Source organism: Streptomyces massasporeus (assembly GCF_014648995.1).
GTDB classification, from domain to species: domain Bacteria; phylum Actinomycetota; class Actinomycetes; order Streptomycetales; family Streptomycetaceae; genus Streptomyces; species Streptomyces massasporeus.
The window spans coordinates 49,340-72,893 of record NZ_BMSE01000027.1 but is presented as its reverse complement, the minus strand read 5'-3'; the positions used below and the strand labels follow the sequence as shown (position 1 = coordinate 72,893).

Sequence of the window (23,554 nt, the reverse complement as noted above, 5' to 3'; positions counted from 1 at the left end):
GACAAGGAACCCGCATGCCCACCACACCGCACCGCTGGAGCGCCTGGCACCTGCACCTCGGCACCACGGCCCGCAGCGCCCACGACCGCGTCCTCACGGACGTCATCGGCCCCACGGTCGCCGAACTCCCGCCCGGGACGCCCTGGTTCTTCATCCGCTACTGGCAGTCCGGGCCCCACCTGCGGCTGCGCATCGCGGACCTGCCCGAGGGCACGGACGCGCACGCGCGCGTGGAGCGAGCCCTGCGGGACCGGCTCGCGGAGGCGGGCCGGCTCGCACCCGGCGAGGAGCCGCTCGCGGAGGAGGCCTACCAGCAGGGCGCGTCCCGGCTCGCCGCCGCCGGGGAGACCGGCATCAACACCTCCGTCCACGCGCTGCTGCAACCCGGCGTGCACCGCGCCGACTACGACCCCGAGTACGAGCGCTACGGCGGCCCGGCCCTCATGCCGGCCGCCGAATCCCTCTTCCACCGCTCCAGCGAACTCGTCCTCCGCCTGGCCCCGCTCGTCACCTCCGAGGCCCGCCGCGCCCGGCTCGCCCTGCGCGGCACGCTGTCCACCGCCGTCGCCCTCGGCGGCCCGGACGAACGGGCCCACTACTTCGCGCGCGGCCGGGACGCCTGGCGGGCCTGGGCCAGTGACGCCGGGCACCCCGACGAGCTGCTGGACCGGATCACCACCGTCGACCAGGACCCCGCCTCGGCAGGCGTCTCCCCGGACGCCCACGGCCCGTTCACCGACTGGCACGAGGCCCTGACCGCCCACGCCGCCGACATCCGGCACCACTCACCGGTCCACCCGGGCATGATCCTCTTCTCGCACGCGCACATGCTCCACAACCGCCTCGGCCTGAGCCTGCTGGAGGAACTGCGCACCTACGCCTGGCTGTCCCACGTCTTCCCCACTCCGGCACCAGCGCCCACTCCGACACCGACGCCCGACCTGGCACCCGCGGGGTGATCCCCCGCGCCCGTGGGCGCCCACACAGAGGCCCGGCCGGATTCCCCTTCACCGGCCGGGCCTCTTCGGCATGTACGGCGGACGGCGGCTCATCCCTCCCGTACGAACACGGCCCGCACCCGCACGAGCAGGTCCGCTCCGACCAGCCCGCGCATGCCACCGACCCCGCACGCGTGCCGGTCGACCCGGGCGGTGGCCCGTACGACGACCCGTTCGCCCTGCTCGGTGAGCTCGTCGACCGTGAACGTCACCGGGGTCGCACGGCCCTTGACCTCCAGCCGCGCCGTGAGGCTCAAGTCGTCCGCCAAGCTCTGGCCGGTCAGGCGCAGTTCGGCATGGCCCTCGGCATCCAGGAAGCGCGGGCCGCGCACCGCCGTGTCCCGCTGCGGGTTGCCGGTCTCGAAACCCGCGGCGGCGACGGTGGCGTCGAGGCGGACCAGGGTGCCGTCCGGGGCGAGCTCGACGCGGCCCGAGCGCACCGGGAACGAGCCGCGCACGGGCAGGACGAAGAAGTGCCGGCCGCTGAACTCCACGGTTGACTCCGCCGGTTCGAGGTGCCAGGCCCCGGTCAGGGCGGTGTGCGGGCGGGTGGTGTGGTCGAGGGACATGGTGGGGGTTCCTTCCGGGAGTGGGGGCGGAACAAGCGCCGAGGGGGCCTCCGGGAGGCCCCCTCGATGGGTCGGGACGGGTCGCTCTACTCGGGGCGCGGGTCCCAGCGGAAGCTGCGCACGGCGATCAGGGCGCCGACGACGCCCCAGGCCGCCAGCACGGCCAGTTCCTTCCACTGGAAGCCGCCCTGGTGCGCGAACGGCGCGAGCATGGCGTCGTTGAACGGCTTCACCGGCAGCAGCCCGGCGATGTTGTTCATGACGTCCGAGTGGATCGGGAAGTAGCTGCCGGAGATGAACACCAGCGGGAACTGGATGAACTGCACGACCGCGGGCGCCGCCTCGGAGTTGCGGATCAGCGAGGCCACGCCGACGCCCAGGGCGCAGAAGCTGGCCGCGCCGAGCACCAGGGTGAGCGCGAGGGCCAGCCAGTCGGCGGGCCACGGCACCCCGTACAGGCGCCCGATGCCGATGACCAGCGCCACGTCGACGACGCTGACGACGACGCAGTGCACGAGCAGGCCCGCGAAGTACACCCAGGCGGGCAGCGGGGTGGCGTGCAGCCGCTTGAGGACACCGGTCTGGCGGCGCATGGCGAGGACGATCGCGAGCTGGCCGTAGCAGGCGCCGAGGACGGAGACGGCCGCGATGGTCGGCGTGTAGTACTGCAGGCCGCTCAGGCCGAAGAAGAAGTCCTCGCCCTCGCTGCCGGCGAACACGGCGCCGAAGACCGAGATGATCACGATGGGCAGGACGAACGTGAACACCATCGACTGCGGGTTGCGCCAGAACGACAGCTGCTCGTAGCGGATCTGGTGGGCGAGCAGGGCGAGGGAGCCCCGCTCGTCGGGCCGCTCGCGCCCGGCGCGGTCGACCCGCCGGGTGGTCTCGGTGGTCGTGGGGGGCAGGGTGCTGGTCATCGTCGGCTCCGTCCGGGTCGGCGCCCTCGGCGCGCACGCGCCGCCGAGGACGGTGTGCTGCCCCGCTCGGTGGACGGGGACGAGGCCTCCTGCTGTGCGTACGAACTGGTCAGCCCCAGGTAGACGTCCTCCAGGGTGGGCTGCTCGACGGTCAGCCGCTCCAGCGGCGTGCCCCGGTCCAGGGCCCAGGAGGTGAGCCGGTGCAGGGCGGCGGTCGGCTCCTCGGCCTCGGCGGTGACGAGGCCGTCCTCGGCGTCGCTGACCTGGACGGGCACGTCGTCGATGGCGGCACCGGCCGGCAGGGCGAACCGGATCCGGGCGAGGGCGCTGTCGCGTCCGCCGATGGTGTCGGGCGTGCCCGCGGCGACGATCCGGCCAGCGGCGATGACGGCGACGGAGTCGGCCAGGGCCTGCGCCTCGTCCATGTAGTGGGTGGTCAGCAGGATGGTCGTGCCGGCGTCGCGCAGGCTCCGCACGACCTCCCAGGCGCCGCGGCGGGCGCCCGGGTCGAAGCCGGTGGTCGGCTCGTCGAGGAACAGCAGCTTCGGGTCGCCGATCACGCCGAGGGCGAGGTCGAGCCGCCGCTTCTGCCCGCCGGACAGGTCCTTGACCTTCGCGTCCCGCTTCTCCTCCAGGCCGACGAGGCCGATGACCTCGTCGACATCGCGCGGGGCCGGATAGTAGCCGGCGTTGCGCGCGATGGTCTCCCGCACCGACAGGTACGGCTCCACGGCGATGTCCTGGAGCACGAGCCCGATCTGCCCGCGCAGCCGGCGCCCGTCGGTCTTGTCGCCGGGGTCGCGGCCGAGGACCCGGACGTCGCCGCCGTCGCGGTGGCGGAAGCCCTCCAGGATCTCCATGGTGGTGGTCTTGCCGGCGCCGTTCGGTCCGAGCAGCGCGAAGATCTCGCCCTCCTCGACGGCGAAGTCGACGCCGCGCACGGCTTCGTGGTCCCCGTACTTCTTGAGCAGGCCCTCGACGGCCACCGCGGTCACCGCGGTCGCTCCACTTCTCGTTCGCGTGTCACCGCGTGCCTCCAGGTGTCGTAACCGGTCTTCTCCTTCCGGAAGTTAGGGCCGGGCAGGGGTGCGGCAGCAGGCATGACGGGGGTTTCGATGACGTCCGTCACGCAAGCGGCGACAGTTGTCAGCACGGCGGGGCGTGACGTTGCCGCCCGGTGGCGGGCGCCACATGCTCGGGGACACGACCGATGACAGTGCGTCCACGTCGCCCGCGGTACGGCGGAGCGCGGACGGGGCGCGAAGACCCGGAAGGCGGTCCCTGAGGTGCTGTTGGGCGAAGACACAGGAGGGCGGCGGCTGCCCGGGAACACCGCGGAGCCGGCCGGCGGGGAGCGGCCGACGGTCGCCATCGTCGGCGCGGGCATCGGCGGACTGACCCTGGCCGGCGCGCTGAGCGCGAGCGGCACGCCGTACGTGATCCACGAACAGACCCGTGAACTGGCCGAGGTGGGCGCCGGCGTCCAGCTCTCCCCCAACGCGATCCGCCCGCTGCTGCGCCTCGGCCTCGGCCCGGCGCTGGAGCAGCACGCGGTGCGGATCGACGCGATGGAGGTACGCGGCTGGAACGGGCGGCCCATCGCGCGCACACCGCTCGGCACGGACTGCGAGCGCATGTTCGCGGCGCCGTATCTGACGATCCACCGGGCGCATCTGCACGACGCGCTGCTGTCCCTGGTCGACCGGGACCGGCTGGGCCTCGGCCAGAAGCTGAGCGCGGCCCGCGAACTCCCCGGCGGGGCGGGCGTGCGCCTCTCCTTCGAGGACGGCTCGGTGCGCGAGGCGGACGTGGTGGTCGGCGCGGACGGCATCCACTCCACGGTCCGCGAGACGCTGCGCCGTGACGAGCCGGTCTACTCGGGCCTGGGCATCTACCGGGGCCTGGTTCCCGTGGAGGCGTTGCCCGCCGAGGCCCGCGAGCGCCTGGTACGGCTGTGGCTCGGGCCGGGCGGGCACTTCGTCGCCTATCCGGTCGCGTCCGGCACGTACCTCAGCTACGCCGCGACCGTGCCGCTGCCCTCCGACGCGCCGCCCCGCGAGTCCTGGTCCCGGCCCGGTGACCCCGACGAACTGCGGGCGGTCTTCGGCTCCTGGACGGGCCTGGTCGCCGACATCGTCGCGGCCGTGGAGACGACCCACCAGTGGGCGCTGCACGACCGGCCGCCGCTGCGGACCTGGTCCACCGACCGCATCACGCTGCTCGGCGACGCGGCCCACCCCATGCTCCCGTTCATGGCGCAGGGTGCCAACCAGGCGATCGAGGACGCGATGGACCTGGCCGCCTGCCTGGCCGACGGGCCGGCCGGGGCGGTCCCCGAGCGTCTGGCCCACTACGAGGCGCTGCGCATCCCGCGCACCGCCGAGGTCCAGCGCGGCTCCCGCGGCAACGCGGGCATCCTGCACCTCCCGGACGGCCCCGCCCAGCGCCGCCGTGACGCTCAGATGGCGGTCCACGCGGCCCTGCACGACCGCGCGGCGCTGTACGCCCACGAGACGGGCCGCAGCGTGGTACCGGCTTGATCCATCCGGAAACCCGTCGAAACATTCGAGGAACGGAACCCTGCCCTCCGCACGCGAAGGGCAGGCGACTGAGAGGAACTTGAACTCGCGGAGTCCGTAAACACCCTTTGAACAGCGGGAATCCATCACAACCGATTCCGGTCGTATCCCGAACATTTCGCAATGACCGCCGAAACTCTTGACAGTTGACAGGGCCCGGCCAACACTCCCGGATGACAGAGCTCCCCCATCGACCCACCCCACGAGGACGAGGAGGAAGCACCCCCATGAAGAAGTCATCCGGCCGTTTCCGGCTGCTCATCAGCAGCACCTGCACCATGCTGCTGGTCGCGGCGGCGGCCCTCACCATGCCGGGCACCGCCCACGCCGACACCGTCGTCACCACGAACCAGACGGGCACCAACAACGGCTACTACTACTCGTTCTGGACGGACGCGCCGGGCACGGTCTCCATGACCCTGTCCTCCGGCGGCAGTTACAGCACGTCCTGGCGGAACACCGGGAACTTCGTCGCCGGCAAGGGCTGGAGCACCGGCGCCCGCCGCACCGTGACGTACTCGGGCTCGTTCAACCCGTCCGGCAACGCCTACCTGACCCTCTACGGCTGGACGGCGAACCCGCTCGTCGAGTACTACATCGTCGACAACTGGGGCACCTACCGGCCCACGGGCACGTACAAGGGCACGGTCACCAGCGACGGCGGCACGTACGACATCTACAAGACGACGCGGTACAACGCCCCGTCCGTCGAGGGCACGAAGACCTTCGACCAGTACTGGAGCGTGCGGCAGTCGAAGCGGACGGGCGGCACCATCACGGCCGGCAACCACTTCGACGCGTGGGCCCGGGCCGGGATGCCCCTGGGCAGCTTCAAGTACTACATGATCATGGCGACGGAGGGTTACCAGAGCAGCGGCAGCTCCAGCATCAGGGTGGGCTCGTGACGGCGAAACGCGCGCTGACCGTCCTCGCGGCGACGGCGGCCGCGGCCCTCACGGTCACGGCCACCACGACCTCGGCGGCCGCCCCGGCCCGGGCCGCCGCCTGCGGGGCCGGCTACGTCGGACTCACCTTCGACGACGGCCCGTCCGGCACCACGACGAAACTGCTCGACGCACTCCGGCAGAACGGCCTGCGGGCCACCATGTTCAACCAGGGCCAGTACGCGGCCGCCAACCCGTCCCTGGTCCGGGCCCAGGTGGCGGCCGGCATGTGGGTCGCCAACCACAGCTACACCCATCCGCACCTGACCCGGCTGGGCCAGGCGCAGATCGACTCGGAGATCTCCCGCACCCAGCAGGCCATCGCCACCGCGGGAGGCGGCACACCGAAACTGTTCCGACCGCCGTACGGCGAGACGAACGCGACGGTGAAGTCGGTCGCGGCCCGGTACGGCCTGACCGAGATCATCTGGCACGTCGACTCCCAGGACTGGAACGGCGCGAGCACCGACGCGATCGTCCAGTCCGTCGCCCGCCTCACCAACGGCCAGATCATCCTCATGCACGACTGGCCGGCCAACACCCTGGCAGCCGTCCCCCGCATCGCCCAGACCCTGGCAACCCGAGGCCTGTGCGCGGGCACGATCTCCCCGCAGACGGGCCGCGCGGTGGCCCCCTGAGATCCCGGCGCGACGGCACGGCACCCCACTGCCGTCGCGCCACCCCGGCCGCCCGGGCCATCGCATGTCAGTGCCCGCTTCTACGATTCGGCGCATGCCTGAGTGGATGCAAGTAGTCATGCCTGTCAGTGAGTTCGGTTGGCATGACGAGGTGAATCTCGTGTTCGCGCGCGGGATGGGGCTCGACGTGCTTGCCGAGGGGCTGCGAGGGCTGCGGCGGGAGCCGTTGGTGAGCGGGGAGGGGAACGGGTGGGTGTGGGTGGTGCATGACATGCTCAACGCCGAGATCGAGGACTTCGACCCCGTGTCGTACGGGGAGCTGGGGGCCGGCGGTGAACTCGTCGTGTTCGTGACCGAGCCGTGCAGCGCGAAAGCGCACCCGCCGAGCTTCGAGTACTACCGGGACGGGCGGCTGATCACCTGCTTCAGCTTCGAGGACCTGACGCAGCGCCCCGGGGAGAACCCGGACTACCTGTCCGCCGAGCTGCTGGAGGCGAAGCTGATCGGGCCCGGCTCCGAGTGCGAGCAGGAGGGGCAGGACGGGCACGACTGCTTCGACCACCACTACGAGGACCACGACCGCATCGTCCGGGCCGTCGCCGGCTTCTTCGCGCTGCCCTCCCCGCCGCTGTCGCAGGGGGCGACGGCCGCGTGACCTGGCTCGCCCCGGACACCTTCCTCACGTTCTGCCGGGGAATCCCCCTGGCCGACCTCACCGGCTTCTTCGCCGAAGCCGGCCTGCCCGCCGACGGCTGCGGCACGGAGAACGGCTGGGCCTGGCTGACCCACCACCCGGACACCACCCCCGACGGGGGCGCCGTCCAGCAACTCGGGCAGTACATCACCGGCTTCCGGTACACGGACCGCGTGCGGGACCAGCAGAACGTCGACCTGGTCTTCCTCGCCTCCACCCCCGCGTGCGCGTGCGGCGACCGGTACGCGGTTCCCCACTGCGCCGAGCACCCGTACCAGTTCGCCTACAGCCGCGGCGGTTTCGCCGTCTCCCTCTTCAACGTCGGCGCCCGCCGGGAGTCCCGCCGCTTCGGCGGCCAGGCCGACCTCTTCATCCGCCAGTTCCTGGACCAGGGCATCGTCGGCCGCACCACCCGCTACGACTCCGAGCCAGGCTTCAACACGGACGGCACCCACACCGTACGGATCATCGCCGAGCACTTCGGCCTCCCGGCAGCGCCCCTTGGCCGGACCGGCTCGTGAGCGCCGGAAGCCTCGGGGCCGGGCGCACGTCCGGGCGTCCGTCGTACTTGAGTACGCGTGCTCATGACGCCGCCCCCGCCATCCCCCGATCCTGGTCGTATGACGAATCGGGGAATCGTGGCGGCCGGGGCCGCGCTCGTCGGCGGGGTGCCTGTGGCCGCCTGGGGGCTGATGGGGCAGCAGAACTACGCCGGGCTGCCGGCCAGTGAGCTGGACTACGCGTTCCAGCCGTGGGACATCGGGGACGGCGTGGCCGCGGTCGCCGGGGGGCTCGCGCTGGTGCTGGCGGTGAGCGGTGCGGTGGTGCTCGTGCGGCGGTCCCTGCGCGGGGCGATGGACCAGCGTTGGTGGGGCGTGCTCGGGCCGCTGGTGGCGCTCGGGCTCATGGCCGGTGTGGGGTGGCGGATCCTGACCGCGGGGGGCATCGGAGCCAACATCGGAGCCGGGCTGCTGATCATCTTCGGTACGCCGATCGCCGCCGGGCTGCTGCTGTGGTCCCTGGCGTGGGCGTTCTGGCTGGCCACCCAGGGCCGCGGGCACGAGGGCGGCGCGGAGTGGGGTGTCGCCTCCCGCGGGTTGTAGCGCCCGCGCGGGCCGTGGCCGAAACTCCACGGCGGTGCGGCAGCGGGAGGGGCAACCCGGCTATCTCACCTGGAAGTTCGCCTAGGTTGGTGAGCCGGTCCCCCTTCCCCGCCCCCCAGGAGGCCCCGCCGTGTCCGACGACCGCCTGCGCGACCGCATCGACACCTCCAAGCCGCACTCGGCCCGCTTCTGGAACTACTTCGTCGGCGGCAAGGACAACTACGAGGTCGACCGCGAGATCGGCGACCAGATCAAGTCGATCTTCCCGGGCCTCGTCGACGTGGCGGTCACGAGCCGCCGGTTCCTGGGGCGGGCCGTCGCTTACCTCGCCGGTGAGCAGGGGGTGCGCCAGTTCCTGGACGTCGGCACCGGGCTGCCCACCGCCGACAACACGCACGAGGTCGCCCAGCGCGTCGCTCCCGACGCCCGGATCGTCTACGTCGACAACGACCCCATCGTGCTGGCCCACGCCAACGCCCTGCTCACCAGCACCCGCGAGGGCAGGACCGCGTACCTGGACGCCGACCTGTACGACCCCGAGGCCGTCCTGAAGGCCGCCGCCGGCACGCTCGACCTGTCCCGGCCGGTCGGCCTGATGATCCTCAACACCCTCGGCCACGTCGCCGACTACGAGCAGGCGCGCGAGCTGGTGCGGCGGCTCATGGCCGGGCTGCCGTCCGGCAGTCACCTGGTGATCAGCGACAGCACCGCGACCAGCGAGGGCATGATCGCCGCCTCGGAGGCGTACAACGCGAGCGGGGCGGTGCCGTACTACGTCCGGCCGGTCGCCGAGATCGCCGGGTTCTTCGACGGGCTGGAGCTGGTGGAGCCGGGGGTGGTGAGGGTTCCCGAGTGGCGACCGGAGGCTGTTGGTGACGCCGGTTTCGGTGACGGCGCCGTGGATGCGTACTGCGGGGTGGGGCGGAAGGCGTAGGAGCGTGGGCGCGTGGGCGCGTGGGCGCGTGGGCGCGTGGGCGCGTGGGCGCGTAGTCCGGTGCGGCGGGGTGGGGGCTGGTCGCGCATTTCCCCGCGCCCCCGAGAAGGTGCCTCGCCACGCAGGCCCGTCGCGCAGTACTCCGCGCCCCCAGACACGGCACCCCCGGCCCATCCCCTGTCACCCGTCCGGGCCGGTCATCCCAGCTCTCCTCCACCCCCACGCGATAATCAGGGCATGCCCGACCCCGTCCCCGAGCCCACCGGCCGGCTTCTCGGTGATCTGCTGGCGGTGGGTGAGGCCTACTCGCTCGTCCTCGCGGGCGGGTACGCGGCGCTGGCGCACGGGCTGGTGGAGCGGACCGGGCCGGACGTGGACCTGGCCACCGAGCACCCGGCCGCGTTGGAGACCGTCGCGGACACGGTCCGCAGCGGGCTGGTGGGGCGCGGCTGGCTGGTGCAGACCCTGGAGGCCGGGCCGCTGTCCGCCCAGTTCCTCGTGACCGACGCGCCGAGCGGCGTGGAGTGCGAGGTCGCCCTCCACAAGGAGGTGCTGTGGCGCCCGGCCGTGGAGACGGAGCTCGGTCCGGCGCTCTCCCTCGACGACCTCGTCGGCACCCGGGTGCGGGACCTGGCCGACCGCGGTCTCGCACGCGACCTGGTCGACGTCCGTGCCGCCTCGGCCCGCTGGAGCCACCCCGAGCTCGAGGAGCTCGGCCGCCGTCACGCCCCCGACACCTTCGACCTCACGGACCTCCAGGCCCGGCTGACCGGCACGGACTGGCTCGACGACAGGGCGTTCACCGTGCAGGGCCTCGACGGGCCGTCCGTCGCCGGGCTGCGCCGCTGGGCCCAGGAGTGGGCCGACGACATCGCGGAACGGCTCATCGAGGGCGAGGCCCCGGACGAGGAGTGACCCGCGCGACACCCGCACCGGGACCTACCGGTCGGTACCCTGACCCGATGGGGAACGGGGCAGCCGGGCAGGTGGGGGTCGTCGCCGCGCTGGTGCGCGCGGCGTTCCTGGTCGACGGTGTGTACGCGGAGGCCAGCCGGGCGTACGGACTGACGCCGCAGCAGGGGCAGTTGCTGTGCGTGCTGATGCCCCAGCCGTACGGGATGAGCGAACTGGGCGAGACGCTCGGGCTGGCGAAGTCGAGCCTGACCGGGCTGGTGGACCGGACGGTGCGGCGCGGACTGGTACGGCGGGAGGCCGACCCGCGCGACGGACGGGCCGTGCGGGTGGGGCTGACGGACGAAGGGGCCGCGCTCGCCGGGAAGTTCTACGCCGAGACCTGCCGTCGTATGGAGGCACTGCCGTCCGGGCTGAGCGGCGCCGAGCGGGACCGTCTGGCCGTCCTGCTGTCACGGGTCGTGGCGGACAACGAGGTTCCCGAGGTGTTCGTGGAGGGTGGGACGGTCGCGGTTCCGGGCGGCTCACCTTCCTGAGCCGGTCCCACAGCTCACCGTCCTCGGTTCCTCCCGCCTCGCCGCCCCCATCAACAGCAACGTCACTCCCGCCGACCCCACGGCCATCATGGTCATCGCCTGGGCGGGAGAGGTGAGTTGGGCCAGTGATCCCGCCAGTGCCGCCGCGACCCCCTGCATCGTGAGCATCCCCGCCGAGTGCAGCCCCAGGGCGTGCCCCGACAGCTCGTCGGGGGTGAGGGTCACCAGTCTCTCCTGCTGCACGAGGCTCGCGCCGAACCCCACGGAGGCCAGTGTCACCGCGGCCGCCGCGAGCGGAAGCGCCGGGTGCAGGAGGAACGGCACGTACGGCACGGCCAGGAGCAGCAGGAGCGGGAAGCCCAGGCGGGGGCGCAGACGTGGCGGCACCACGCGGCCGACCAGCACGTCCCCGGCGAGCATGCCCAGCGCCGCGCAGGCGAACAGGGTGCCGGCGGAGTCGGGGGCGTAGGAGACGTAGAGGGATTCACAGCCGACGACCAGGCCGTTGGGGATCCACAGGGCCAGATAGACCTGGCGGCGGGGCGGCGAGGACCAGAGCAGGGCGTTGGCACGCCAGGTCGCCGACGCCGAGGGGCGGCCCGTGGCACGGGGCGGACGGGGGGCCAGGCCGAGGCGGACGACGACGGCGGCCACGACGTACAGAGCCGCGGCGGTCAGCAGGGACAGCCGCGGGGACATCAAGGCCACGAGCGCGCCGCCGGTCGCGTAACCGGTGATCTGCATCAGCCCGCTCATCATGTTGAACACCGAACGGCCGAGCAGATAGCCGTCCTTGGAGAGGATCTCGTTGAGCAGGCCCCAGCGCACTCCCCCGCCCACGGACTCCGCCAGCCCCTTGGCGAGGACGATCGCGAAGAGCCCCCAGACGGGCAGGCCGGGCAGGGCGAGGCCGGCGGTGGCCACCGCGAAGAGCAGGGCCAGGGCCGTCAGGGCGGCGCGCGGGGGCAGCCGGTCGGCGGCGGAGAGCAGGAAGGTCGCGCCGAGCACCTGCACCAGCGACGAGCCGAACATGCTCACGGCGGACAGCAGCGGCGACCCGGTCGCCCGGTAGACCAGGGTGCCCAGGGCGAGTCCGCCCATGGTCTGGGCGACCGTCTGCGCGGAGGCGGACAGGAAGAACGGCGTGAACTCGGGCGTGCGGAACAGATCGCGGTAACTGCGCATGGCCGGAGTCTTCGACGCTCCTGTCCGCGTGGTTATTGTTTCGCGCACGTGCGAAACCTCGGGGGGTGCGGTCCATGGGCTGGTGGCAGATCAACGCTGACACCCTGGCCGGGAGCCGGTTCGTGATCTCACCGTTCGCGGAGGCCTTCGCGAGTCTGCGGCTGCTGCACGGGGCCGAGGCGGCGCATCCCGGCGAGCGGCGGTGGCTGGACGCGCATCTGCCGGCCTACCGGCGGCGGCTCGCGCGGGACCCGGTGACCGCGCAGCTGATCCGCGCCGGGATCGGGCGGGAGTGGACGGCCGACTTCCTCTCCCCCGCTCCGCGCGACGGGGAGACCTTCGAGCAGGGGGTCGAGCGCGTACGGGCGGCCGACCCGGAGGCGGCCCGCGCCGACCTCACCGTCTCCCTGCGCGGCCCGGTTCCGGCCCGGCTGCACCGGGGCGACCTCCCGGAGCGCGCCGCGGACCTGCTGACGTATGTCTGGACCACGGCCGTGCGGCCGTACTGGCCCCAGCGTCGGCGCATCCTGGAAGCCGATGTGGTGGCGCGGACCGCGCAGGTCAGCCGGGGCGGCTGGGCGAGCGCGCTGGACACGCTGCGGCCGGGCACGCAGTGGCTCGGGGAGAACCGGCTCCAGGTCAACGCGCACGAGTACCCGCCGCGGGAGCTGTCCGGGGCGGAGCTGGTGTTCGTGCCCATCACGACGCAGCGCATCGGCTGGGTGGCGTGGGAGGGGACGGACCGGTACGCGCTGGTCTACCCGTGCGCCGGGGCGCTCGCCGACCCCGGGGGCAGTCCCGTGCCCGCGAGCCTCGGCGCGCTGCTCGGCACGGCCCGCGCGGGGGTGCTGGTCCGGCTCGGCTCGCCGCTGAGCACCAGCCAGCTGGTCGCCGTGACCGGGCAGGGGCTCGGCTCGGTCGGGCGGCATCTGCGGGTGCTGCTGGACGCCGGTCTGGTGGAGCGGCGGCGGGCGGGCCGGTCGGTGCTGTACTCGCGGACGGCGGCGGGGCAGGTCCTGGTGGAGGCCACCGAGGCCCGCGGCCGGCCCGGCACCCGGCGGAGCTAGGGTCTGCTCATGACGACTTCCAACGGTTCCTCTCCCCTCGACGTCGAGATCGGTGCGCTGCAGGGCGGCCCGGCCGACCTGTCCCAGTACGCGGGCAAGGCGGTGCTCGTGGTGAACGTCGCCTCCAAGTGCGGCCTGACCCCGCAGTACACGGGCCTGGAGAAGCTGCACGAGCAGTACGCCGGGCGCGGCTTCAGCGTCCTCGGCGTGCCCTGCAACCAGTTCCTCGGGCAGGAGCCCGGCAGCGCCGACGAGATCGCCGAGTTCTGCTCGGCCACGTACGGCGTGACCTTCCCGATGACCGAGAAGGTCGAGGTGAACGGCGAGGGCCGGCACCCGCTGTACGACCGCCTGACCGGCTTCGCGGACGCCGAGGGGCACAGCGGCGACATCCGCTGGAACTTCGAGAAGTTCCTCATCGGCCGCGACGGGCAGGTCGTCGCCCGCTTCTCGCCGCAGACCGAGCCGGACGCGGCGGAGGTCGTGGCGGCGATCGAGGCCCAGCTGGCCTGACGGCCCGCTGCTTGACCTTGCCCCTGGGTCAGGCCCGAGCGTCCTCGTCATCGGGCGGAAGAGCCGCCCGATGACGGAGGATGCCGTGGTGGACGGACCGGAACCGAACCTGGAGCTGCTCACCATCGGGGCGTTCGCCGCGCGTGCCCGCCTGTCGCCGAAGGCCCTGCGGTTGTACGACCGGCTGGGCCTGCTGGCGCCGGCGCACGTCGACGAGGTGACCGGCTACCGCTACTACCGCGCCGGCCAGGTCGAACGGGCCCGGCTCGTGGCGATGCTGCGGCAGCTGGACATGCCGCTCGCCCGGATCGCCGAGGTGGTCGAGGCGGGCGACGGGCCCGGGGCGGCCGCGCTGCTCGGCGCGTACTGGGCGGATGTCGAGGCGCGGGTGGCGGGGCAGCGGACGCTCGCCGAGTACCTCCGTGGACGGCTGTCGGGGAGGAGCTCCGAGATGTACGGGAAGTTCACGGTCGAGACGGTTCAGACACCTGCGCAGGTGGTGATCTCCGAGAAGCGGCACACGCTGGCGGACGAGCTGCCGGCGTGGATCGGGGCGGCGCTGGGCCGGCTGGAGGAGGCGGCCCGGGAGTGCGGGGGCGTGGCCGGGGTGCCGTACGTCGCCTATCACTCGGAGGTGTCGATGGAGAGCGACGGCCCCGCGGAGGCGTGCGTGCCGGTGGCCGACGAGGCGGCGGCCCGGGCCTGGGTGGAGCGGCGGGGGAGGGCGTGGGAGACGGCGGTGCGGGTGGAGCCGGCCCGGCGGCTGGCCTACACCAGGATCACCAAGGCGCAGGTGGCGCACCCGCAGATCCTGGCCGCGTTCGAGGCGGTGGAGGAGTGGATGGCGGCGCGGGGGCTGACGGCGACGGGCCCCTGCCGGGAGCTCTACTTCGCGGACTGGGCGGCCAGTGGGCCCGAAGACCCGGTGTGTGACGTGGCGTTCCCGGTGAGCTGAGCTCCCTCAGGGATCTCCGGGCACAAGCGGAGCCCTCTCGGCAAGGACGGCGATGCTGGTCGAGAGGGCTCTGTCGGTGGTGCTTGTGGTGCTGTCGATCGCGAGGTCAGGCCTTGACCGAGGCCACGAAGGCGTTCCACGCGTCGGCGGGAAACGCCAGCTTGGGGCCCTCGGGGATCTTGGTGTCCCCGAGCTCCAGGGCCTCGGCGACGGTCGACCTGACCATCACACACGCGCCGTTGTTGTTGGTGTAGGAGGACGTCGTCCACGTTTCCGTGGCGCCCAGACGAATTGCCATGTTCGCTCCGTTGCGGGTTGCGTTTACGCCAACCTGTGCTGGTGGTTGGCGTGATCGACGCTACTCGCCAACATCCTCGTTCGGAGCAGTCATTCACTCGACCGGATGGCATATTCCAGGGGAGACTTCCAGTCAGGCGTGTCAGCGGGTAGCATCCCGCGCTTTGCCCGACGGAAGATCATCCTCCGGTGACGGCTCAGCGCGCGTACTCCTTCGCCACACGCTCGATGAGCTGCCGGGACTGGTCCACGTTCAGCGACTGGGCGCGCAGGTGCTCGTACATCACCGTGTACTTCTGCACGTCGAGCGGCTTCTCCAGGTACAGGTCGCTGGTGACGCCCTCGATGTAGACCACGCTCGAGTCGGCCGCGTCGGCGAACTCCAGGATCGAGTACTGGCCGTTGATGCCCGCGTGCGCGCCCACCTCGAACGGCAGGACCTGCACGGTGATGTGGGGCAGCTGCGACATCTCGATGAGGTGCTCCAGTTGCTCGCGCATCACCGGCCGGCTGCCGACGATCCGGTGCAGGGACGCCTCGTCCAGGACCACCCACAGCCGCAGCGGTTCGGTGTCGGCGGTGATCCGGCCCTGCCGGCGCAGCCGGACCTCGACGCGCTTGTCGTTGTCCGCGTCCGACGCCTCGGGCGAACCGCCGCGGATGATGGCCTCGGCGTACGCACGGGTCTGCAACAGGCCGGTGATGATCTGGGGTTCGTAGACCCGCAGCGACTCGGCGTCCGTCTCCAGGCCGATGTAGACGCTGTAGGGGATGTCCCCGAAGGCGTGCCACCAGCCCTGCTGCCGGGAGTCCTTGGCCATCTGCATCAGCGAGTCGACGATGCGCTGGTCCTCGACCTCGTAGACCCCGCACAGGTCGCGGACGTCACGCTGGCTGATGCTGCGCCGCCCGTTCTCCAGCCGGCTGATCTTCGACTGCGACACCAGCAGCCGCTCGGCCACCTCTTCGGCCGTCATGCCCTTGAGCTCACGGAGCCTGCGGAGCTCCTGGCCCAGCCGGCGCCGCCTGACGGTGGGATTGACATTGGACGCCACGGGACGTGCACCTCCGGCTGCGTGCCTCTACTTTGCGTATCTGCTGTTGAGCAGACTGCCACCAAGGTGCTTACTACCGCTGGGAAACGGTGGATATGCGACGGGTACACGCCAGTTCGGGCACGGCACGCCGAGCGGGGCGAAGAGAGTGTGTGCTCTCTTCGCCCCGCTCGGACAGCGGCTCCCGTGACCGGGTTCGTGGGTCCCGTGGTGCGTGTACCGGTCGTAGGTCGTGCCGGCGCGGCGCGGCTCAGTGGGCCGCGACGCGCGCCATGCTTCCGTGGCGCGGTTGCATCGGAACCCCCCGAGCGGGCTCCGCTGCGGGCCTGGTGCCGCCGGCGGCCTGACGGCCGGACGGTGCCGGGTTGCGGCGCGGCTGGGCCGCGACGCCGTTCTGGACGTCCATCACCGCGTGCGCGACGAGACCGCCCATGGGGTCGTGCCTGATCAGGTCCCTGAGCCGGGAGCGAGAGGAGCGTCCCTCGTTGCCCGGGTACAGGTGCTTGCCGAGGCCGACCGCGTGGGCGAGGGCGGCGAGTGCCGCGGTCCGCGGGTCCGGCGGTACGCCGGTGCGGATCGCGGAGTCCAGCCGGGCCTTGATCTCCCGGCTGATCTCTGTGTCCGTCGCCTGGTAGCGAGTCGTCGGCAGCACCCCGCACATCTGGCCCGCCACGGCATGCACCATGCCGCACCGCTCCAGATGCGAGAGGTAGGTCTGGCGCAGCCCGAGACGCGGCCCGCCAATCCAGTGGACGGCTCGCACGGGAGCGCCACGCCTTCGCAGCAACTCCAGTGCGCAGTCCAGTGTTGGATCTCCAGTCGGCCGTGGCGCCACCACGGCGATACGATCCCCGTCTGGGGCTATCCGTCCGGCCAGCGCCAGCTCTACTAGCTGTGCTCCGGCCAGACCGAGGTCGAGCGACTGCGGCTGTGCGGTGGTACCCGTGGTCGGGTCCAACGCCAGCAGCAGAAGCTCCTCCGGAAGTGTTCTGCGGCTCCTGCCCATCCATGCCTCCCCGCGTGGATGAAAGACAGGGTGACCCCTCTCACATTGGTCTGTCGAGGGTGCGTGACCGGTTCGTAGTGGAACCAGTAGGTATGTCGTTCTCGTCTACCGGATGGGTTTGGCCCGCACACAGGACACTGGTACATGGTTCGGACAGCGCCGGAGCGGTGTCACGGGCGGCGGTTCACGGTTCGGTACGCGCACGCGGGCAGCAGCGGCGCGAGGAGGAGGCATCGGTGGCGGGCGAGTCCCCCGACAGGTCGAAGCAGCGCGAGTCGTCGGCACGAAGGACGTCGGGGAGCGCGAGTCCGGTTCCGGAGGCCAGGAGCGAAGCCGCCGACCCGCGGCTCGCAGTGGCCCGGGACGCGGAGAAGTCCTCGGCACGAGGCGGTGCCGACACGGCGACGCGCGTGCTGTCCACACGCACGGCCGAGGACCCGAAGAACACCGGGCGCGCCGCGGGCGACTCGGAGCCGGAGGACGACGCGGACCGGGGCGCCGCGTCCGCTGTGGACACCGAGGAGGCCGGGAGCGACTCCGACACGGAGAACGCCGCCGGCGACGCCGGACGAGCTGCGGGCGCCGCGGACACCGAGAGCGACTCGGACACCGAGGACGCGGCGGACGGCGCTGCGGGTGACGCCGGGCGGTCCGGGAGCGACTCGGACGCCGAGGACGCGGACGTGTCCGCCGAGCGCGGTGCGAGTGATGACTCGGACGCCGAGGGGGACGTGAGCGACTCGGGCACCGAGGACGCCGCGGCTGACGCCGGGGAGGGCGCTTCCGGCTCCTCCCAGGAGTCCGGGGAGTCCGGGGAGTCCGGGACCGACAAGGAGGCCGCCGACGCCGGGGGCAGCGACGGGCGGCTGCGGGATGCCGTCGCCGCGTGGGTCGCCTCGGCGGACGGGGGCGAGGAGTCTGGCGCCGACAAGGGTGACGCCAAGAACGCCGAGGCCGCCCGAGAGGCCGCCGAGCGCACGGACGAGCCCGCCGAGGCCGACACGGACGGCCAGGAGGCCGGGAAGGCCGCCGAGGCGTCAAAGGCCCCGTCGGACGCCGAAGACGCCGAAGACGCCGAAGACGCCGAAGACGCGGACAACGGCACGGACGACGCGGACCGCCGCGAGGCCGGGCGCGACAAGGTGGCCCAGGACGCCGCAGACGAGGCCGACGAGCCCGAGGCGGACCGTTCCGCCAAGGGCGGCAGCACCGGCACGGCCGAGGCCGACGCGGAGACCGACGACGAGGCCTCCAAGCCCGCGGACCCGCGGGTCTCCGGCGACGCCAAGGCCGAACCGAAGGCCCCCGCCGCCCAGGCCGCCGACCCCAAGGCCGCACCCAAGACCACCGACGACGCCGACGCCTCCAAGGACGCCGCCGCCGAGGCCAAGGCCCCGACCGAAGACCCCAAGTCGAACAAGTCGGACAAGACTGACGAATCGACCGACGGCGACGCCCCCGCCGAACCCCCCGTCGACCAGCCCACCGCCGTCTTCAAGGCCCCGCGGCCCCAGGTCGATCAGCCCACCACCATGCTGAAGATCGGGGGCGGGACCAAGGAAGCTCCGGAGAAGGCGAAGAAGGACGTCCCGGAGAAGGACGCCGAGCGGACCAGCAAGTTCGTCGCGCTCAAGCACCTGGACGACCCTGCGACGAAGAAGCCCGTCGCCCCGGCCGAGGCCACCGCGCCCGTCCCCACCGTCGGCCCCGAGCGCACCACGCAGCAGCCACTGCCGCCCAAGCCGCCGCTGGATCTGCTGGCCGAGCTGACGAACACCCCGCCGCCCCCGGAGACCCCGCTGCGGACGGCGGCCCGGCGGGTGAAGATCTGGACGCCGCTGGTGCTGCTGCTGGTCGTCGTCTTCGCGGTCGTACAGAGCGTGCGCCCGCTCCCCTCGCCCACCCTCGAACTGACCGCCGAGGACAGCTACACCTTCGAGGGCGGCAAGGTCGACATCCCCTGGCCCGCCGACGGCCAGGCCGCGCTGGACGTCCAGGGCATCGGCACGTTCGGGTCCTCCGGCGAGCAGAAGCCCGTGCCGATCGCGAGCGTCGCCAAGGTCATGACCGCCTACGTCATCCTGCGCGATCACCCGCTCAAGAGCGGCGCGGACGGCCCGAAGATCCTGATCGACCAGGCCGCCCAGGACCAGTCCGACGCCGGCCAGGAGTCCACCGTCGACGTCACCAAGGACGACAAGATCACCCAGCGGGAGGCCCTGGAGAGCATCCTGATCGCGTCCGCGAACAACGTGGCGCGGCTGCTCGCCCGCTGGGACGCGGGGTCCGAGAAGGCGTTCGTGCAGAAGATGAACGACGCCGCCAAGGACCTCGGCATGAAGAACACGACGTACACCGACCCGTCGGGCCTGAACAACACGACCGTCTCCACGGCCGTGGACCAGGTGAAGCTCGCCAAGGCCGCCATGCTGCAGCCGGCGTTCCGCGAGGTCGCGGCGATGATGTCGTACGTCGACTACAAGCAGAAGAAGCACGACAACTGGAACCGCCTGGTCGGCTACAACAACGTCACCGGCATCAAGACCGGCACCACCACCTCGGCGCTCGGCAACCTCGTCTTCGCGGCCAAGAAGGACGTGAACGGCGAGACCCACCGGATCATCGGCGCGGTCGTGCGCCAGCCCGCCGGCGGCCCGGACAACACGATCCTGGGCGCCGCTCTCCACGAGGGCGACAAGCTGATCCGGGCCGCGCAGGGCGCGCTGGAGTCGGCGACGATCCTGAAGAAGGGGGACCTCGTCGGGTACGCGGACGACGGTCTCGGCGGCCGTACGCCGGTCGCCGTCACCGAGGACGTCACGGCCGTCGGCTGGGCGGGCCTGTCCGTCAAGCTGACGTTCGCCGGTGACGACCTGCCGCACACGGCCAAGGCCGGCACCAAGGTGGGCACGCTCACCGTCGGTGACGGGACCACCAGTGCCGTGAAGGTTCCGGTCGCCCTCCAGAAGGACCTGACGGAGCCGGGCTTCGCGGCCAAGCTCACGCGCCTCGGCTGAGCCGGGGCGGCCGCACCACCGCACTCCGCCGGTAACGGCCCGTCCGGGCGCTGCCCGGCGGGGTGCGTGCTAGCGTCCCGAACCGGGACAGGTCACCGCTCGCGACGGCGCGGCAGCGGAAGCCGAGAACAGAAGACGGGACACGGGGAGTGCCTTCGAGTGGCCACTGCGGAGCCGACACGCGCAGACGACGAACCGGGCTCGGTATCAGGCCCGCGAATACGCCTGCCCGAAGCACCGGAAGGCGATACGCCGGAAGCCGGCCCGGCAGCTGAGGGCACGGCCGTCGGCACGGCGGACGGCACCGCGGAAGCCACGGCGGCCGGCCCGGCGGACAGCACCGGCGCACCCGGCCGCGACAGCGGCTCGCGGTTCGAGTGGCCCGCCCCCGTCCTGGCGCTGCGCGAGCGCATGCTGCGGCACCCGGTCCTGTCCGTCACGGGCCTGGCCGCGGCGCTGCACATCCTCTGGTTCTTCACGTTCGCGAACAGTGGCGGCGATCTGGCCGCGCAGGACGCGTGGGCCGAGTTCGTCGGCCGGCACCCGGACTCGGCGTACAACCTCGCCTGGTACGGCGGCATGCATCCGGTGTCGTACAGCGTGGTGTCGCCGTATCTGATGTCGGTGCTCGGCGTGCGGACGACGATGATGATCGCGGGGACGGTCTCCGCCGGGCTGCTGACCCTGCTCCTGCTGCGCAGCCGTTCCGTGCTCAACCCCCTGTGGGCGTCGATGGCGGGCGTGTTCGGCCTGTTCTGCAACGCGGTGTCGGGGCGGGTGACGTTCGGTCTCGGCATGATGTTCGCGCTCGGCGCGGTCGCCGTCGTGTTCTGCTGGCCCTACCGGTGGCGCTACAAGCGCTGGGCGAAGGCCCTGAGCGCGGCGCCGCTGGCCGCGCTGGCCACCATGGCGTCGCCGGTCGCGGGCCTGTTCGTGGGCCTGGTGGCGGTGGCGCTGTTCCTGCAGAAGCGGCGGCCGGGCGCGTGGGCGCTGGGTCTGGCGCCGACCGCGGTGGTGGCGGTGTCGGCGTGGCTGTTCCCGTTCTCGGGCACGCAGCCGATGATGATCGGCTCGGTGCTGCTGCCACTCGCGTTCTCGGTCCTCGCCTATGTGCTGGTGCCGCAGGACTGGAAGACGGTCCGGCTCACGGCCGCGGTGTACGGCCTGGGGGTCGTGCTGGTGTGGCTGATCAGCTCCCAGATCGGTTCGAACATCACGCGGCTGGCGATGCTGTTCGCCGGGGTCGCGCTGGTCGCCGCGCTGCCGTTCACGGTGCCGCGCAGCCGCCGGTGGTACGCGGCCGTCGTGGCGCTCTGCGGTTTCGGCGTGTGGATCGGCTTCAAGACGGTCGACGACATCGTGCACACGGCGCCCGCGGCGTCCTGGTCGCGCGAGCTCGCACCGCTCGTCAACGAGTTGCAGGAGGTCGGCGCCGAGAAGGGCCGGGTCGAGGTCGTCCCCGCCCGCTCCCACCGCGAGGCCTCCGCGCTCGCCCCGTACGTCAATCTGGCCCGCGGCTGGAACCGCCAGGCCGACATGGAGCGCAACCCTCTCTTCTACGACGACACGCTCAACTCGGCGAACTACCACGAGTGGCTGAAGCGCTGGGCCGTGCACTACGTCGTGCTGCCGAAGGGCGAGCCGGACGGTGACGGAGGTCAGCGGGAGCGGGCGCTGGTGCGGCGCGGGCTGCCGTATCTGACCCAGATCTGGGGCAACGACACCTGGCAGCTGTTCAGGGTGACGGCCCCGACCTCGCTGGCCGAGCCGAACGCCGTGGTCGACCGGGCCGAGCAGGGCGAGATGGTCCTCCAGGTGAGGAAGGCGGGCCGGGTCCTGGTCCGTATCCCCTACTCGCCCTGGCTGAGCATCGTCGACGCGGAGGGCAAGAGCCTGAAGCCTCCGCAGGAGACGGAGGAGTCCAGGAACCGTCCCGAGGGTGAGCCGAAGACGTATGTGAACGTCAACGGCTGCCTGGCGGAGACGGAGGAGGACGCGCAGGGCGACAAGTGGACGGAGCTGCTGGCCCCGAAGGCCGGGACCTACCGTCTGGCGGCGCCGTACCAGTTCCCCCGGGGCACGCCGTGCCCGGAGGAACTGCGCTGAGCCGGTCCGCCGCACCCCTCTGAACCCCTCGTTCCCGTTCGATTACAGTGCTGAGCTGTCGTACGTATGGACGGTGCCCCGGGGAGGTCTAGGTGGGTGCGACTGCCGGCGCCGTCTGGGGCCGTACAGAGCAGCAGGACTTCCGCAGCCGGGTGCGCGGGACCCTGCTCGGCGTGGCCGTGGGAGACGCGCTGGGCACGCCCGTCGACGGGCTGACCATCGACGCCGTTTGGGAGGCGCACGGGGCGGAGGGCCTGGTGGACCTGGCCCCCGCCTACGGCAGACGCGGCGCGGTCACGCACCTCACCCAGCTCACCCTGTTCTCCGTCGACGGGCTGATCCGGGCCCAGGTCAGACGGGACACCGGCGCCTGGCATCCGCCGACCGATCTGCACCGGGCGTATCTGCGCTGGGCCGCCACGCAGCGCGACTGGGGGCCTGACGAGCGCCGCAAGGAAGACGGGTGGCTGGCGCGGGAGGAGTGGCTGTACGCGCGGCGGGACCCCAGCCGCGCCCTGCTGCTGGGACTCGGCGACGAGACCATGGGGACCCCGGAGGCGCCCAAGAACCCCGGGGAGGCCGGGGCCGAGGCCGCCGCCCGGTCGGCCCCGTTCGGGCTGCTCGTGGGCTGGGAGCCGCAGCTGGTCATACAGCTCGCCGTGGAGTGCGCCGCGCAGACCCACGGTCACCCCACCGCTTCCCTCGCGGCGGGTGCGTACGCCGTGATCGTGCACGCGCTTGCGCTGGGCGAGAGCCTCGACGCCGCCGTGCAGCGGGCCTTCGGGCTGCTGGCCGCCCGGCCGGGGCACCAGCCGGTGTCGGACGCGCTGCAGCATGCGCTGGGCGCCGTGCGGCAGGGCATGCCGGGCCCGGAGCGCGTGGCCGAGCTGAGCGGGGCGGGGACGGCGGAGGGGCTCGTGGCCGCCGCCGTGTACTGCGCGCTGGTCGCGGCGGACGTCCGGCACGGGCTGTGCCTCGCGGTGAACCACGACGGCCCGTCCGCCACCACCGGCGCGCTGACCGGCGGCCTGCTCGGCGCGCTGCACGGGGAGACCGCCCTGCCGCCGGCCTGGCTGGCCGAACTGGAGGGCCGCGCCACCATCCTGGAACTCGCCGACGACTTCGCCATGGAGATGACCCAGGGCCCGGCCCTGCACGGCCCGGCCGGCTCGTCCCCGGGCTGGCTCGCCCGCTACCCGAGGGCCTGAACCGGCCCCCACGCATTGCTGCCGGGCGGTCACCCGGCATAGGGGCGGCAACACCGCTACTGCCTCCGCCTCCGCCACGGGTGCCGTCGCGCGGGGGCACGGATTCCCGCACGCCGGACAGACCGGCAGGGGCTGCCGGGCCGCGGCCGGGCCGGCCCCGCCCACGGCCGGCCGAAGGCGAGGCCGGGCGGCAGCGGGGGCTACCTGCGCTGCGCTGACGACGAGCGGCCCACGCACGAGCCGGAGGCGGGCTCGCTCCCCTCTACCCCCGGCGCTCGACCTCGGCACATCCCCGGGCGAGGCGAAGCACCCGCGCCC

General features: G+C 72.5%; 23 protein-coding genes. 16 read left to right on the top strand and 7 right to left on the bottom strand.

Annotation, left to right across the window (positions count from 1 at the left end; all coding sequences use genetic code 11):
- Positions 1–14: 14 nt before the first annotated feature.
- A complete protein-coding gene (locus IE153_RS37430) occupies positions 15–959 on the top strand; it encodes a thiopeptide-type bacteriocin biosynthesis protein (protein WP_189594153.1) in 945 nt (314 codons plus the stop codon).
- A gap of 89 nt (positions 960–1,048) precedes the next feature.
- On the opposite strand, the gene IE153_RS37425 is transcribed toward IE153_RS37430, so the two are convergent.
- The 3 genes from IE153_RS37425 to IE153_RS37415 form a co-directional block, all read right to left on the bottom strand.
- Positions 1,049–1,567: a YceI family protein gene (locus IE153_RS37425; RefSeq protein WP_189594152.1), complete on the bottom strand. Its 519-nt coding sequence runs from the start codon at positions 1,565–1,567 to the stop codon at positions 1,049–1,051.
- An 86-nt stretch (positions 1,568–1,653) separates the two neighbouring features.
- Positions 1,654–2,487, bottom strand: coding sequence for an ABC transporter permease (locus IE153_RS37420; protein ID WP_189594151.1), 834 nt, complete (start codon positions 2,485–2,487; stop codon positions 1,654–1,656).
- Positions 2,484–3,482 (bottom strand): ABC transporter ATP-binding protein, encoded by a 999-nt coding sequence (locus IE153_RS37415; protein WP_189594150.1) that lies wholly within the window; start codon positions 3,480–3,482, stop codon positions 2,484–2,486. The genes IE153_RS37420 and IE153_RS37415 overlap by 4 nt, the downstream gene beginning before the upstream one ends.
- Positions 3,483–3,773: 291 nt before the next feature.
- Here IE153_RS37415 and IE153_RS37410 point away from each other — a divergent pair, with 291 nt between their 5' ends.
- The 9 genes from IE153_RS37410 (at position 3,774) to IE153_RS37370 (ending at position 10,827) form a co-directional block, all read left to right on the top strand.
- Positions 3,774–5,027: an FAD-dependent monooxygenase gene (locus IE153_RS37410; RefSeq protein ID WP_189594149.1), complete on the top strand. Its 1,254-nt coding sequence runs from the start codon at positions 3,774–3,776 to the stop codon at positions 5,025–5,027.
- A gap of 266 nt (positions 5,028–5,293) precedes the next feature.
- A complete protein-coding gene (gene xynA, locus IE153_RS37405) occupies positions 5,294–5,971 on the top strand; it encodes an endo-1,4-beta-xylanase XynA (RefSeq protein WP_189594148.1) in 678 nt (225 codons plus the stop codon).
- Positions 5,968–6,648 carry a polysaccharide deacetylase family protein gene (locus IE153_RS37400; protein ID WP_189594147.1) on the top strand — a complete coding sequence of 227 codons (681 nt, stop codon included), beginning with the start codon at positions 5,968–5,970 and terminating at the stop codon, positions 6,646–6,648. The genes xynA and IE153_RS37400 overlap by 4 nt, the downstream gene beginning before the upstream one ends.
- A 160-nt stretch (positions 6,649–6,808) precedes the next feature.
- On the top strand, positions 6,809–7,303 hold the full coding sequence (locus tag IE153_RS37395; protein WP_308432235.1) for a DUF6461 domain-containing protein: 495 nt from the start codon (positions 6,809–6,811) through the stop codon (positions 7,301–7,303).
- Positions 7,300–7,863: a hypothetical protein gene (locus IE153_RS37390; RefSeq protein ID WP_189594146.1), complete on the top strand. Its 564-nt coding sequence runs from the start codon at positions 7,300–7,302 to the stop codon at positions 7,861–7,863. The genes IE153_RS37395 and IE153_RS37390 overlap by 4 nt, the downstream gene beginning before the upstream one ends.
- 99 nt (positions 7,864–7,962) lie before the next feature.
- A complete protein-coding gene (locus tag IE153_RS37385; RefSeq protein ID WP_189594145.1) occupies positions 7,963–8,445 on the top strand; it encodes a hypothetical protein in 483 nt (160 codons plus the stop codon).
- A 130-nt stretch (positions 8,446–8,575) separates the two neighbouring features.
- The gene (locus IE153_RS37380) at positions 8,576–9,379 is read left to right on the top strand and encodes an SAM-dependent methyltransferase (protein WP_189594144.1); all 804 of its coding nucleotides are present in this window, start codon (positions 8,576–8,578) and stop codon (positions 9,377–9,379) included.
- A gap of 237 nt (positions 9,380–9,616) precedes the next feature.
- Positions 9,617–10,294, top strand: a complete 678-nt coding sequence (locus IE153_RS37375) for a hypothetical protein (protein ID WP_189594143.1) — start codon at positions 9,617–9,619, stop codon at positions 10,292–10,294.
- A 47-nt stretch (positions 10,295–10,341) separates the two neighbouring features.
- Positions 10,342–10,827 (top strand): MarR family winged helix-turn-helix transcriptional regulator, encoded by a 486-nt coding sequence (locus IE153_RS37370; protein ID WP_189594142.1) that lies wholly within the window; start codon positions 10,342–10,344, stop codon positions 10,825–10,827.
- Here the strand turns inward: IE153_RS37370 and IE153_RS37365 are convergent.
- A complete protein-coding gene (locus IE153_RS37365; protein ID WP_189594141.1) occupies positions 10,816–12,012 on the bottom strand; it encodes an MFS transporter in 1,197 nt (398 codons plus the stop codon). The two genes, IE153_RS37370 and IE153_RS37365, sit on opposite strands and share 12 nt — an antisense overlap.
- 74 nt (positions 12,013–12,086) lie before the next feature.
- On the opposite strand from IE153_RS37365, the gene IE153_RS37360 reads away from it, so the two are divergent.
- The 3 genes from IE153_RS37360 to IE153_RS37350 all read left to right on the top strand — a co-directional run bounded on the left by IE153_RS37360 (position 12,087) and on the right by IE153_RS37350 (position 14,547).
- Positions 12,087–13,079 (top strand): ArsR/SmtB family transcription factor, encoded by a 993-nt coding sequence (locus IE153_RS37360; protein ID WP_189594140.1) that lies wholly within the window; start codon positions 12,087–12,089, stop codon positions 13,077–13,079.
- Between the two features lie 9 nt (positions 13,080–13,088).
- Positions 13,089–13,592 carry a glutathione peroxidase gene (locus tag IE153_RS37355; protein WP_031103366.1) on the top strand — a complete coding sequence of 168 codons (504 nt, stop codon included), beginning with the start codon at positions 13,089–13,091 and terminating at the stop codon, positions 13,590–13,592.
- Between the two features lie 70 nt (positions 13,593–13,662).
- Complete coding sequence (locus IE153_RS37350) at positions 13,663–14,547, top strand: MerR family transcriptional regulator (protein ID WP_189594139.1); 885 nt, start codon at positions 13,663–13,665, stop codon at positions 14,545–14,547.
- A 106-nt stretch (positions 14,548–14,653) separates the two neighbouring features.
- On the opposite strand, the gene IE153_RS37345 is transcribed toward IE153_RS37350, so the two are convergent.
- The 3 genes from IE153_RS37345 to IE153_RS37335 all read right to left on the bottom strand — a co-directional run bounded on the left by IE153_RS37345 (position 14,654) and on the right by IE153_RS37335 (position 16,905).
- Positions 14,654–14,845, bottom strand: coding sequence for a DUF397 domain-containing protein (locus tag IE153_RS37345; RefSeq protein WP_031103364.1), 192 nt, complete (start codon positions 14,843–14,845; stop codon positions 14,654–14,656).
- Between the two features lie 196 nt (positions 14,846–15,041).
- On the bottom strand, positions 15,042–15,899 hold the full coding sequence (locus IE153_RS37340; RefSeq protein ID WP_189594138.1) for a helix-turn-helix domain-containing protein: 858 nt from the start codon (positions 15,897–15,899) through the stop codon (positions 15,042–15,044).
- A gap of 250 nt (positions 15,900–16,149) precedes the next feature.
- A complete protein-coding gene (locus IE153_RS37335; protein ID WP_185007477.1) occupies positions 16,150–16,905 on the bottom strand; it encodes a GOLPH3/VPS74 family protein in 756 nt (251 codons plus the stop codon).
- A gap of 236 nt (positions 16,906–17,141) precedes the next feature.
- Between IE153_RS37335 and IE153_RS37330 the strand changes: the two genes are divergently transcribed.
- The 3 genes from IE153_RS37330 (at position 17,142) to IE153_RS37320 (ending at position 23,236) form a co-directional block, all read left to right on the top strand.
- Complete coding sequence (locus tag IE153_RS37330) at positions 17,142–19,922, top strand: D-alanyl-D-alanine carboxypeptidase (protein WP_229829355.1); 2,781 nt, start codon at positions 17,142–17,144, stop codon at positions 19,920–19,922.
- Between the two features lie 159 nt (positions 19,923–20,081).
- Positions 20,082–22,028: a DUF8823 domain-containing protein gene (locus IE153_RS37325; RefSeq protein ID WP_189594136.1), complete on the top strand. Its 1,947-nt coding sequence runs from the start codon at positions 20,082–20,084 to the stop codon at positions 22,026–22,028.
- A gap of 92 nt (positions 22,029–22,120) precedes the next feature.
- On the top strand, positions 22,121–23,236 hold the full coding sequence (locus IE153_RS37320; protein ID WP_189594135.1) for an ADP-ribosylglycohydrolase family protein: 1,116 nt from the start codon (positions 22,121–22,123) through the stop codon (positions 23,234–23,236).
- Positions 23,237–23,554 lie beyond the last annotated feature (318 nt).

Excerpts from the sequence above, each read along its gene's own strand:
- IE153_RS37370 (WP_189594142.1), top strand. The coding sequence starts at position 10,342 with ATGGGGAACGGGGCAGCCGGGCAGGTGGGGGTCGTCGCCGCGCTGGTG.
- IE153_RS37385 (WP_189594145.1), top strand. The coding sequence starts at position 7,963 with ATGACGAATCGGGGAATCGTGGCGGCCGGGGCCGCGCTCGTCGGCGGG.
- IE153_RS37335 (WP_185007477.1), bottom strand. The coding sequence starts at position 16,905 with ATGGGCAGGAGCCGCAGAACACTTCCGGAGGAGCTTCTGCTGCTGGCG.
- IE153_RS37350 (WP_189594139.1), top strand. The coding sequence starts at position 13,663 with ATGACGGAGGATGCCGTGGTGGACGGACCGGAACCGAACCTGGAGCTG.
- IE153_RS37420 (WP_189594151.1), bottom strand. The coding sequence starts at position 2,487 with ATGACCAGCACCCTGCCCCCCACGACCACCGAGACCACCCGGCGGGTC.
- xynA (WP_189594148.1), top strand. The coding sequence starts at position 5,294 with ATGAAGAAGTCATCCGGCCGTTTCCGGCTGCTCATCAGCAGCACCTGC.
- IE153_RS37365 (WP_189594141.1), bottom strand. The coding sequence starts at position 12,012 with ATGCGCAGTTACCGCGATCTGTTCCGCACGCCCGAGTTCACGCCGTTC.
- IE153_RS37345 (WP_031103364.1), bottom strand. The coding sequence starts at position 14,845 with ATGGCAATTCGTCTGGGCGCCACGGAAACGTGGACGACGTCCTCCTAC.
- IE153_RS37425 (WP_189594152.1), bottom strand. The coding sequence starts at position 1,567 with ATGTCCCTCGACCACACCACCCGCCCGCACACCGCCCTGACCGGGGCC.
- IE153_RS37430 (WP_189594153.1), top strand. The coding sequence starts at position 15 with ATGCCCACCACACCGCACCGCTGGAGCGCCTGGCACCTGCACCTCGGC.
- IE153_RS37375 (WP_189594143.1), top strand. The coding sequence starts at position 9,617 with ATGCCCGACCCCGTCCCCGAGCCCACCGGCCGGCTTCTCGGTGATCTG.
- IE153_RS37360 (WP_189594140.1), top strand. The coding sequence starts at position 12,087 with ATGGGCTGGTGGCAGATCAACGCTGACACCCTGGCCGGGAGCCGGTTC.
- IE153_RS37355 (WP_031103366.1), top strand. The coding sequence starts at position 13,089 with ATGACGACTTCCAACGGTTCCTCTCCCCTCGACGTCGAGATCGGTGCG.